Raw genomic sequence first — 11,089 nt, 5'->3', positions numbered from 1 at the left:
GCCCACCCCTCGGCCCGCTCCAGTCCGGCAGGCAGGTACGACACCCCCGAGTCGATCCGCTCGGCGACCCGCTCGCACCAGGCGATCTCCGCCTCGGCCCGGGCCATCCAGAGCTCGAACATCCACCCCACGTGCACCGGCTTGGTCTCGCGCATCCAGTCGGAGTTCACCGACGTGCGCATCCACTCGACGCCGGCGCGGAGCAGGTTCGCCCGGTTGCGCAACGCGGCCGACGCCTCCTCGCGGGGCAGCGCGGGCAGGAACGAGAAGGCCGCCGCGAAGGGGTCCGCCGGCTCGTGCAACTGCCACCAGAGTCCGCGCAGCAGGGACTCGAACTCCTCGTCTCCCTTGGCGGTGACCTCGTACGTGGTCCGGGCCGGGCGGGCACCCACCTGCTCGGTGGCCACCTCGCGCAGCAACCCCTCCTCGGTCAGCTTGCGCAGCGCGTGGTAGATCGATCCGGGCTGCACGTTGGCCCACTTGTCGGCATTCCAACTGAGCAGCTCGCGGCGCACGTCGTAGCCGTGCACGGGCTGCATCCAGCGGACCAGCCCCAGGATCATCATTCGGGTCGGAGACACCGAACAAGCGTAATAAACAAGTTTGACTAAGGCTCGGCGGAACAGTGCGGCATCCCACACTGAGCGATCGTTAGGGCCGTCAGAGTGGCCGATACACTCCCGGTCAACGACCTCCCGGGAGGAGCCCCAAGGTGCGCAAGGTACTCATCGCAAACCGCGGCGAGATCGCCGTCCGCGTCGTCCGCGCCTGCCGCGACGCCGGCCTGGACAGCGTCGCCGTCTACGCGGACTCCGACCGGGACGCCCTGCACGCCACGCTCGCCGACGAGGCGTACGCCCTGGGCGGGGACACCGCGACCGACACGTACCTGCGCATCGACAAGTTGCTGGAGGTGGCCGCCAAGGCCGACGCCGACGCCGTGCACCCCGGATACGGCTTCCTCGCCGAGAACGCCGACTTCGCCCAGGCCGTCGTCGACGCCGGGCTGACCTGGATCGGCCCCACCCCGCAGGCCATCCGGGACCTCGGCGACAAGGTCACCGCCCGGCACATCGCCCAGCGCGCCGGCGCTCCCCTGGTACCCGGCACCCCGGACCCGGTCGGCAGCCCCGACGAGGTGATGGCGTTCGCCGTCGACCACGGCCTGCCGGTCGCCATCAAGGCCGCCTTCGGCGGCGGCGGGCGCGGGCTGAAGGTGGCCCGCACCATGGAGGAGATCCCGCAGCTGTTCGAGTCGGCCACCCGGGAGGCGATCGCCGCGTTCGGCCGGGGCGAGTGCTTCGTCGAGCGATACCTGGACAAGCCCCGCCACGTCGAGGCGCAGGTCCTGGCCGACCAGCACGGCAACGTGATCGTGGTCGGCACCCGGGACTGCTCCCTGCAGCGGCGGCACCAGAAGCTGGTCGAGGAGGCGCCCGCACCGTTCCTCACCGATGCCCAGCGCGCCCAGATCCACGACAGCGCCAAGGCGATCTGCCGGGAGGCCGGCTACCACGGCGCCGGCACGGTGGAGTACCTGGTCGGCGTCGACGGCACCATCTCCTTCCTGGAGGTCAACACCCGGCTCCAGGTCGAGCACCCGGTCACCGAGGAGACCGCCGGCATCGACCTGGTCCGCGAGCAGTTCCGCATCGCCGACGGCGAGAAGCTGCGGTTCACCGAGGACCCGACCCCGCGCGGGCACTCCATCGAGTTCCGGATCAACGGCGAGGACCCGGGCCGCAACTTCCTCCCCGCTCCGGGCACGGTGACCGCGCTGCGGCTGCCCACCGGCCCCGGCGTCCGGGTGGACACCGGCATCTCTGCCGGCGACGTCATCGGCGGCAACTTCGACTCCCTGCTGGCCAAGGTGATCGTCACCGGCGAGACCCGGATGGAGGCCCTGGAGCGGGCCCGCCGGGCGCTGGACGAGATGGTCGTCGAGGGGATGGCCACCGCCCTGCCGTTCCACCGGCTGGTCGTCCGCGACGAGGCGTTCACCGCCGAGCCGTTCGCCGTGCACACCCGGTGGATCGAGACCGAGTTCGCCAACACCGTTCCGCCGTTCACCGCCGCCGCCGGCGCCGCCGAGGCGCCGGCCGAGCGGGAGACCGTCGTGGTCGAGGTGGGCGGCAAGCGGCTGGAGGTGACGTTGCCGGCCGGCCTCGGGGCGGGTACGGCCACCGCCGCGCCGGCCGCGAAGAAGCCGGCCCGCCGGGGCGGCGGCGCCAAGGCGGGCACCGCGGTCAGCGGCGACGCGCTCACCTCCCCGATGCAGGGCACCATCGTCAAGATCACGGTCGCCGACGGGGACAGCGTGGCCGAGGGCGACCTGGTTGTGGTGCTGGAGGCGATGAAGATGGAGCAGCCGCTGCACGCGCACAAGGCCGGTACGGTCAGCGGCCTCACCGCCGAGGTCGGCGCGGTGATCAGCGCCGGCGCGGCGATCTGCACCATCTCCTGACGGCGCCCGGGGCCCGCGCGGACCGGACCGGCTGACCGTCGGCGACCGGCCCGGGGATCCTCACCGGAGGGCGTCCGCGGCCACCGCGCGGACGGCGGCGGTGAGCGCGGCGAGGACGGCCGAGTCCAGCCGCCAGTGCTGCCAGTACAGCGGGATGTCCACCTGCCGGCCGGGGGCGATGTCCACGCAGTGCCCGGCCGCCAGGTCGTCCGCGGCGATCCGCTCGGGCACCAGCCCCCAGCCCAGCCCGAGCCGGATCGCGGCGCTGAAGGCGGGCACCGACGGCACGTAGTGCACCGGCGGGTCGAGCGCCCGGCCGGTCACCGAGCGCAGGAACCGGTGCTGCACCCGGTCCTTGCGGTCGAAGACGACGACCGGCGCGCCGGCCAGGGCGGTGGCGGTGAGCCCGTCGGTGAAGTGGGCGGCGACCAGCGCCGGCGCGGCCAGGGCCCGGTAGCGCATCGCGCCGAGGCGCAGCACCCGGCAGCCCTGGACCGCCTCGCGCTGGGCGGTCACCGCTGCGGTCACCGAGCCGTCCCGGAGCAGTTCGGCGGTGTGGTCCTGGTCGTCCTGCCGGATGTCGAAGCAGAGCCCGAGGCCGTCGGGCAACCGGGCCAGCGCGGCGGGGAACCAGGTGGCGAGCGAGTCGGCGTTCACCACCACCGCCACCCGGGTGCGGGCGCCGCCCCCGGTGAGCGGGCCCCGGGCGTCCGCCAGCGCCTCCCGCTCCAGCAGGACGAGCTGTCCCGCGAGGCGGAGCAGCGGCGCTCCCGCCGCGGTGGCCACGCACGGGCGGGTCCGCCGGACCAGCACCTGGCCGACGGACTCCTCCAACGCCTTGATCCGCTGACTGACCGCGGACGGGGTGACGTGCAGCAGCCGGGCCGCCGCCTCGAAGCTGCCCTCCGCCACCACCGCGGCGAACGTCCGCAGCTGGGTCGAGTCGAGCCCTTCCATCAGCTCAGCTTACGCACGCTCAAAATCTTTAGTTCGACTGACGGTCCGCCACCCGCCTACCGTCAGGGCGTGCTCAGCTCCGCCGTCGCCGGCTTCTCCCTCGCCCTCACCCTGATCGTCGCCATCGGCGCGCAGAACGCCTTCGTCCTGCGCCAGGGGCTGCGCCGCGAGCACGTGCTGCCGGTCGTGCTCACCTGCGCCGCCTCCGACGCCGCGCTGATCACCGCCGGCATCGCCGGTCTGGGCGCGCTGGTGGGCAGCAGTCCGGCACTGCTGGCCGTGATCCGCTGGGGCGGCGCCGCCTTCCTGCTCTGCTACGGGGCACTCGCCGCCCGCCGGGCCCTGCGTCCGGGCGCTCTCGTGCCGACCGAGCGGCCGCCGGCCACGCTGCGCGCGACCGTCCTGGCCTGCCTCGCCTTCACCTACCTCAACCCGCACGTCTACCTGGACACCGTGCTGCTGCTCGGCGGCATCGCCCAGCAGCACCCGCACCGGTGGGCCTTCGGTGTCGGGGCCGCCCTGGCCAGCGTCGCCTGGTTCACCGCGCTCGGCGTCGGGGCGCACCGGCTCGCGCCGCTGCTCGCGCGTCCCGCCGCCTGGCGGGTGCTGGACGGCGCGATCGCCGTGCTGATGGCCCTGCTCGCCGCGGCGCTGCTGCTGGCTTGATCGGCGGCCGGCGGCGCGGTGGGGGTGTTTTCCGCAACCAGCGGCGGCACGGCGGGCGGCGGTCACGCATGATGGCCGGGTGCGGTTCCTTCACGGCGCGGTCCCCGCGCACGACCTGACCTACAACGACGTGTTCATGGCGCCGGCCCGCTCCGACCTGGGCTCCCGCCTCGACGTCGACCTCGCCACCGGCGATGGCACCGGCACCACGATCCCGCTGGTGGTGTCGAACATGACCGCGGTGAGCGGCCGGCGGATGGCCGAGACGGTCGCCCGGCGCGGCGCGATCGCGGTGATCCCGCAGGACATCCCGATCGAGGTGGTCGCGAACGTCGTCGCCTGGGTCAAGCAGCGGCACCTGGTGTACGACACCGCGATCACCCTCGGCCCGACGGACACCGTGGGTGACGCGATCCACCTGCTGCCGAAGCGGGCGCACAGCGCGGTGATCGTGGTCGACGACGCGCGCCGGCCGCTGGGGGTGGTGACCGAGGCGGACACCGTGGGCGTGGACCGGTTCGCCCAGCTGCGCCACGTGATGTCCACCGAGCTGCACACCGTGCCGGCGGACGCGGATCCGCGTACCGGTTTCGACCGGCTGTCGGCGGGCCGGCGGCGGCTCGCCCCCGTGGTCGACGGCGACGGGCGTCTGGTCGGGTTGCTCACCCGGCAGGGCGCGCTGCGGGCCACCCTCTACAAGCCGGCCGTCGACGACCGGGGCCGGCTGCGGATCGCCGCGGCGATCGGCATCAACGGCGACGTGACCGGCAAGGCGGCGGCGCTGCTCGACGCCGGGGTGGACACGCTGGTGGTGGACACCGCGCACGGGCACCAGGAGCGGATGATCTCCGCGCTGCGGGCGGTCCGCAAGCTGGCCCCGGCGGTGCCGGTGGCGGCCGGCAACGTGGTTACCGCCGAGGGCGTACGTGACCTGGTCGAGGCGGGCGCGGACATCATCAAGGTGGGCGTCGGCCCGGGCGCGATGTGCACCACCCGGATGATGACCGGGGTGGGCCGGCCGCAGTTCTCCGCCGTGCTGGACTGCGCCGCGGCGGCCCGGCAGCTGGGCCGGCACGTCTGGGCCGACGGCGGCGTGCGGCACCCCCGGGACGTGGCGCTGGCGCTGGCCGCGGGCGCGTCGAACGTGATGATCGGTTCCTGGTTCGCCGGCACCTACGAATCCCCCGGCGACCTCTACACCGACCCCGACGGCCGGCGCTACAAGGAGAGCTTCGGCATGGCCTCGGCGCGGGCGGTCAGCGCGCGCACCGCCGAGGACAGCCCGTACGACCGGGCCCGCAAGGCGGTGTTCGAGGAGGGCATCTCCTCCGCCCGGATGTACCTGGACCCGAACCGGCCCGGGGTGGAGGACCTGATCGACGAGATCATCGCCGGGGTGCGCAGCGCCTTCACCTACGCCGGCGCCCGCACCCTGACGGAGTTCCACGAACGGGCCGTGGTCGGCGTGCAGAGCGCCGCCGGCTACACCGAGGGGATGCCGCTGCCCACCAGCTGGTGAACCCGCACGGCCGCCCGAAGATCCAGCCCTGGCCGGCGTCGCGGGATCGGCGCCGCCACGACCCGCTCTGCTGCGCTCGCCGGGTCAGCGGGCGGGGCGAGAGCCGGTACGGCCCCTGTCGAGCTGCCCCGTCCGTGCGACCGGCCCCACCCGGATCGCCCTACCTACGGCCAGAAGAGGCGGCGGATCACCGCCCGGGCGGCGTCCCGGGGGTCGCCGCCCACCTCGGGCGGCAGCGCACCGGCGAGCCAGAGGGTGGCGAAGCCGTGGACGATCGACCAGGCGGCGAGGGCGTCCCCCCGCGCGTCGCCCACGGTGGCCCGCCCGGGGGGTAGCGCCGACACCCCGGAGCGCAGTGCCGCGCCGGCGCGTTCCCGGGCGGCCCGCACCTCCGGTGCGTCGGTGCGGTAGAGGTCGGGACGGAACATCACCTCGAAGTGCGCCCGGTGCCCGACGGCGAAGTCGACGTACGCCACCCCGGCCGCCAGCAGGTCGTCACCGGCGCCCCGCAGGGCCTCGGCCAGCAGGTCGAAGCCCTCGACGGCGAGCGCGGTGAGCAGGCCGGCCTTGTCGCCGAAGTGGTGTGCGGGCGCGGCGTGCGAGACGCCGGCCCGGCGGGCGAGGTCGCGCAGGCTCAGTGCCGCCGGCCCCGCCTCCTGGATCGCCTGCACCGCAGCCGTGAGCAGGACGCGACGGAGGTCGCCGTGATGGTAGCCACGCGTGCCGGTCATGCCCCCATCCTATCTTTCCATTGACAAGATGGCACCGAGGGTGCGATCTTGTCATCGACAAGATTTGAGGATGGGGGAGATCTCGATGGCACCGCTGATCGCACTGGTGGCCGGCGCCGCACTCGCCCGGCTGGCCGGCCTGACCGGCGTGGACGCGCTGAACGGCTGGCAGCCCGCCCTGCGGGTGGGCCTGGCCCTGATGTTCGTGCTCACCGGTGTCGCGCACTTCACCGCGCCCCGCCGGGCGGACCTGGTCGCGATGGTCCCACCCCGGCTTCCCCGGCCGGAGTTCCTGGTCACCGTCACCGGGGTGCTGGAACTGGTCGGGGCGGCGGCCCTGCTCGTCCCGGCGACCGCCCGGTGGGCCGCCGTCGGCCTGGCCGTGCTGATGCTCGCCATGTTCCCGGCGAACGTCTCGGCGGCCCGCCGCGAACTCACCCTGGCCGGCCGACCGGTGACCCCGCTCGGCACCCGCACCGCGTTGCAGGTCATGTTCATCGCCACCGCTGCGGCAATTTCGTTTGGCCCCTGACTATCAGGAGGCTAACCTGCACCGCATGGACCTGATCGGGCTCCGAGACGTGCCGCTCGGCCGACTGCTGGTGGTCGCCGCCCACCTCACCGGCCAGCGCTGGAACCGCTACCTCGCCGAGGAGCACGGGCTCACCCAGGCCGGGATGGTCACCCTGATGACCCTCGCGCAGCACGGCGACCTGCCCCACCGGGCGGTCGCCGAGCAGTGCTTCATCCGCCCGGCCACCCTCACCGGCATCGTCGACACCCTCGAACGCGACGGCCTGGTCGAGCGGCAGCGCGACGACACCGACCGACGCAGCGTCAAGCTCACGCTCACCCCGGCCGGCCGCGCCCGGGTCGACGCGCTCACCGCCCTCATCCACTCCAACCGTCCGCTCACCTCGGTCGACGCCGACCCGGCGAAGGCCGCCGTGATCCGGGAGTTCCTCCTCGAGATCATCGGCAGCGGTGCGGAGCCGGGTATGACCGAGGGCGGCCCGAGGTGCTGATCCGGCTGCTGCGTACCCACCTGCGCCCGTACCGCCGGCCGCTGGTGGCGGTGGTGCTGCTCCAGTTCGTCGGCACGATGGCCTCGCTCTACCTGCCCAGCCTCAACGCCGACATCATCGACCTGGGCGTGGCCCGCGGCGACACCGACTACATCCTGCGCACCGGCGGGTGGATGCTGGCGGTCAGCCTGGTGCAGATCGTCTGCTCGGTCGCCGCCGTCTACCTGGGCGCGCGTACCGCCACGGGCTTCGGCCGGGACGTCCGGGCAGCGGTCTTCGGCCACGTGAACCGCTTCTCCGCCCGGGAGGTCGCCCGGTTCGGCGCCCCGTCGCTGATCACCCGCAACACCAACGACGTGCAGCAGGTGCAGATGCTCGTCCTGATGAGCTGCACCATGCTGGTCGCCGCGCCGATCATGAGCGTCGGCGGCGTGGTGATGGCGCTGCGCGAGGACCTGGGGCTCTCCTGGCTCATGCTGGTCAGCGTGCCGGTGCTGGCCGTCGCGCTGGGGCTGGTCATCCGGCGGATGGTCCCCGGGTTCCGGCTCATGCAGACCCGGATCGACACCGTCAACCGGGTGCTGCGCGAGCAGATCACCGGCATCCGGGTGGTGCGGGCGTTCGTCCGCGAGCCGTACGAGACGCGACGCTTCGCCACCGCGAACGCCGACCTGACCGCGACCGCCCTGCGCACCGGCCGGCTGATGGCGTTGATCTTCCCGGTGGTGATGCTGGTGCTCAACCTCTCCAGCGTCGCGGTGCTCTGGTTCGGCGCCCACCGGGTCGACGCCGGGGCCATCCAGGTCGGCGCGCTCACCGCCTTCCTGCAGTACCTGATGCAGATCCTGATGGCCGTCATGATGGCCACCTTCATGCTGATGATGGTGCCGCGGGCGGCGGTCTGCGCCGAGCGGATCGTCGAGGTGCAGGACACCGACACCTCGGTGGTGCCGGCACCGCACCCGGTCACCGAGGTACCGGCCCGGGCCGAGCTGGAGCTGCGCAACGTGCGGTTCCAATACCCGGGCGCGGCCGACCCGGTGTTGCGGGACGTCTCCTTCCGGGTCACCGCCGGATCCACGACGGCGATCATCGGCAGCACCGGCGCCGGCAAGACGACCCTGCTCTCGCTGATCCCCCGGCTGGTCGACGTGACCGCTGGCGCCGTCTTGGTCGACGGGGTCGACGTCCGCGACCTGGCACCGGACGCGCTCTGGCGCCGGATCGGACTGGTGCCGCAGCAGCCGTATTTGTTCAGCGGCACGGTGGCGAGCAACCTGCGCTACGGCAACCCGGACGCCACCGACGCGGAACTCCGGGAAGCGCTGGAGATCGCCCAGGCCCGGGACTTCGTCGAGGCGATGCCCGACGGGTTGGACGCCCCGATCGCGCAGGGCGGCACGAACGTCTCCGGCGGCCAGCGGCAGCGGCTGGCGATCGCCCGGGCGCTGGTCCGCCGGCCGGAGATCTACCTCTTCGACGACTCGTTCTCCGCGCTCGACCTCGGCACCGACGCGCGGCTGCGGGCGGCGCTGCGGCCGGTCACCGCCGACGCCGCGGTGGTGATCGTCGCCCAGCGGGTCTCCACCATCGTCGACGCCGACCAGATCATCGTGCTGGAGGACGGGGGCGTGGTCGGGATGGGCCGACACGAGGACCTGCTGGAGAACTGCCCGACGTACGCCGAGATCGTGGCGTCCCAGCAGACGGCGGAGGTGCCGGCGTGACCGCCCGCGGCGAGCGGCCCGCGGCCGTGGCACCCCGGCAGCCGGCCGCCGAGGGGCGGACGCCGAACCGGCTGCCGCCCGGCGGCCAGCGCGGCGGCCCGCCGTGGATGGGTGCGGGCATGCCCGCCGAGCGGTCGATGGACTTCGGGCCGTCGGCGCGGCGGCTGCTCGGCCGGCTCCGGCCGCACCGGCTGCACCTGGCCGCGGTGATCGCGCTCGCGCTGGTCGGCGTCGGGCTCAGCGTGATCGGGCCGAAGGTGCTCGGGCACGCCACCGACCTGATCTTCACCGGGGTGATCGGCCGGCAACTGCCGGCGGGCACCACCACCGAGCAGGCCGTGGCGGCGGCCCGGGCGGCCGGAAACGACAGCTTCGCCGACATGCTCGCCCGGATGGACGTGGTGCCCGGCGTCGGCATCGACTTCGCCGCGCTGGGCCGGGTGCTGGCGCTGGCGCTGGCGCTCTACCTGGCGGCCAGCGCGCTGATGTGGTGGCAGGGCTGGCTGCTCAACGGCGTGGTGCAGCGCACCGTGCTGAAGCTGCGCGCCGACGTGGAGGACAAGCTCAACCGGCTGCCGCTGCCCTACTTCGACCGGCAGCCCCGGGGTGAGCTGCTCAGCCGGGTCACCAACGACATCGACAACATCTCGCAGACCCTCCAGCAGACGCTGAGTCAGCTGCTCACCTCGCTGCTCACCGTGGTCGGGGTGCTGGCGATGATGTTCTGGATCTCGCCGCTGCTGGCGTTGGTGGCCCTGGTCGCGGTGCCGCTGTCGGTGCTCGTCACGCAACGGATCGCCAAGCGGTCGCAGCGGCAGTTCATCGCCCAGTGGACGCACACCGGCCAGCTGAACGGCCAGATCGAGGAGGCGTTCACCGGCCACGAGCTGGTGAAGGTCTTCGGCCGGCAGCGCGAGGTCGAGGCCGACTTCCACGCCAAGAACGAGGAGCTGTACCGCGCCAGCTTCGGCGCCCAGTTCATCTCGGGGATCATCATGCCGGCGATGATGTTCATCGGAAACCTCAGCTACGTGGCGATCGCCGTGGTCGGTGGCCTGCGGGTGGCCTCCGGCTCGATGAGCCTCGGCGACGTCCAGGCGTTCATCCAGTACTCCCGCCAGTTCACCCAGCCGCTCACCCAGGTCGCCTCGATGGCCAACCTGCTCCAGTCCGGAGTGGCCTCCGCCGAGCGGGTCTTCGCCGTGCTGGACGCCGGGGAACAGAGCCCCGATCCGGAGACCCCGGAGCGGGTGGCCGACCCGCACGGCCGGGTCGAGTTCCACCACGTCTCCTTCCGGTACGCCCCGGACAAACCGCTGATCGAGGACCTGTCGCTGGTCGCCAAGCCCGGGCACACTGTGGCCATCGTGGGCCCGACCGGCGCCGGCAAGACCACCCTGGTCAACCTGATCATGCGCTTCTACAAGCTGGATGCCGGACGGATCACCCTCGACGGGGTGGACATCACCACGATGCGCCGCGATGACCTGCGCGGCCGGATCGGCATGGTGCTGCAGGACACCTGGCTGTTCGGCGGCACCATCCGGGACAACATCGCGTACGGCCGGCCGGGCGCGACCGAGGAGGAGATCCTGGAAGCCGCCCGGGCCACCTTCGTGGACCGCTTCGTCCGCAGCCTGCCCGACGGCTACGACACGGTGATCGACGAGGAGGGCAGCAACGTCAGCGCCGGTGAGAAGCAGCTCATCACCATCGCCCGGGCGTTCCTGGCCGAACCGTCGCTGCTGATCCTCGACGAGGCGACCAGCTCGGTGGACACCCGAACCGAGGTGCTGCTCCAGCGGGCGATGGCGGCGCTGCGCTCGGACCGGACCAGCTTCGTCATCGCCCACCGGCTCTCCACCATCCGGGACGCCGACCTGATCCTGATGATGGAGAACGGGCGCATCGTCGAGCAGGGCAGCCACGAGCAGCTCCTCGCCGCGCGGGGCGCGTACCACCGGCTCTACCGGTCGCAGTTCACCGCCCTCCCCGACGAG

At 73.0% G+C, this 11,089-nt stretch carries 10 protein-coding genes; 7 read left to right on the top strand and 3 right to left on the bottom strand.

Annotated elements, in window-relative coordinates; all coding sequences use genetic code 11:
- Positions 1–566 (bottom strand): PadR family transcriptional regulator (locus C1I99_RS23365; protein WP_111136354.1); only part of this gene is annotated, 566 nt, incomplete at its 3' end.
- A 146-nt stretch (positions 567–712) separates the two neighbouring features.
- Between C1I99_RS23365 and C1I99_RS23360 the strand changes: the two genes are divergently transcribed.
- The gene (locus tag C1I99_RS23360; RefSeq protein WP_111136353.1) at positions 713–2,464 is read left to right on the top strand and encodes an acetyl/propionyl/methylcrotonyl-CoA carboxylase subunit alpha; all 1,752 of its coding nucleotides are present in this window, start codon (positions 713–715) and stop codon (positions 2,462–2,464) included.
- 60 nt (positions 2,465–2,524) lie between these two features.
- On the opposite strand, the gene C1I99_RS23355 is transcribed toward C1I99_RS23360, so the two are convergent.
- A complete protein-coding gene (locus C1I99_RS23355) occupies positions 2,525–3,421 on the bottom strand; it encodes a LysR family transcriptional regulator ArgP (protein ID WP_111136352.1) in 897 nt (298 codons plus the stop codon).
- Positions 3,422–3,490: 69 nt separating this feature from the next.
- On the opposite strand from C1I99_RS23355, the gene C1I99_RS23350 reads away from it, so the two are divergent.
- Both C1I99_RS23350 and C1I99_RS23345 read left to right on the top strand, forming a co-directional pair.
- On the top strand, positions 3,491–4,087 hold the full coding sequence (locus C1I99_RS23350) for a LysE/ArgO family amino acid transporter (RefSeq protein ID WP_111136351.1): 597 nt from the start codon (positions 3,491–3,493) through the stop codon (positions 4,085–4,087).
- Between the two features lie 79 nt (positions 4,088–4,166).
- Complete coding sequence (locus C1I99_RS23345; RefSeq protein ID WP_111136350.1) at positions 4,167–5,606, top strand: GuaB1 family IMP dehydrogenase-related protein; 1,440 nt, start codon at positions 4,167–4,169, stop codon at positions 5,604–5,606.
- A 164-nt stretch (positions 5,607–5,770) separates the two neighbouring features.
- Here C1I99_RS23345 and C1I99_RS23340 read toward each other — a convergent pair whose 3' ends face one another.
- Positions 5,771–6,337, bottom strand: a complete 567-nt coding sequence (locus C1I99_RS23340) for a TetR/AcrR family transcriptional regulator (RefSeq protein WP_111136349.1) — start codon at positions 6,335–6,337, stop codon at positions 5,771–5,773.
- Between the two features lie 85 nt (positions 6,338–6,422).
- Here C1I99_RS23340 and C1I99_RS23335 point away from each other — a divergent pair, with 85 nt between their 5' ends.
- From C1I99_RS23335 to C1I99_RS23320, 4 genes are all read left to right on the top strand, one after another.
- Entirely contained in the window at positions 6,423–6,869 is a 447-nt protein-coding gene (locus C1I99_RS23335; RefSeq protein WP_111136356.1) for a DoxX family protein, read from the top strand.
- A gap of 25 nt (positions 6,870–6,894) precedes the next feature.
- Positions 6,895–7,362: a MarR family winged helix-turn-helix transcriptional regulator gene (locus tag C1I99_RS23330; protein WP_111136348.1), complete on the top strand. Its 468-nt coding sequence runs from the start codon at positions 6,895–6,897 to the stop codon at positions 7,360–7,362.
- A complete protein-coding gene (locus C1I99_RS23325) occupies positions 7,356–9,089 on the top strand; it encodes an ABC transporter ATP-binding protein (RefSeq protein WP_111136347.1) in 1,734 nt (577 codons plus the stop codon). Before C1I99_RS23330 ends, C1I99_RS23325 begins: the two co-directional genes overlap by 7 nt.
- Before the next feature lie 107 nt (positions 9,090–9,196).
- Positions 9,197–11,089, top strand: a 1,893-nt coding sequence (locus C1I99_RS23320) for an ABC transporter ATP-binding protein (RefSeq protein ID WP_233512669.1), incomplete at its 3' end; no start/stop codon positions are given.

Source organism: Micromonospora deserti (assembly GCF_003236335.1).
Classification (GTDB): Bacteria; Actinomycetota; Actinomycetes; order Mycobacteriales; family Micromonosporaceae; genus Micromonospora; species Micromonospora deserti.
Note: the sequence above shows the minus strand (reverse complement) of the source record. Positions and strands in the feature narration are given on the sequence as shown.

Excerpts from the sequence above, each read along its gene's own strand:
- C1I99_RS23355 (WP_111136352.1), bottom strand. The coding sequence starts at position 3,421 with ATGGAAGGGCTCGACTCGACCCAGCTGCGGACGTTCGCCGCGGTGGTG.
- C1I99_RS23340 (WP_111136349.1), bottom strand. The coding sequence starts at position 6,337 with ATGACCGGCACGCGTGGCTACCATCACGGCGACCTCCGTCGCGTCCTG.
- C1I99_RS23335 (WP_111136356.1), top strand. The coding sequence starts at position 6,423 with ATGGCACCGCTGATCGCACTGGTGGCCGGCGCCGCACTCGCCCGGCTG.
- C1I99_RS23330 (WP_111136348.1), top strand. The coding sequence starts at position 6,895 with ATGGACCTGATCGGGCTCCGAGACGTGCCGCTCGGCCGACTGCTGGTG.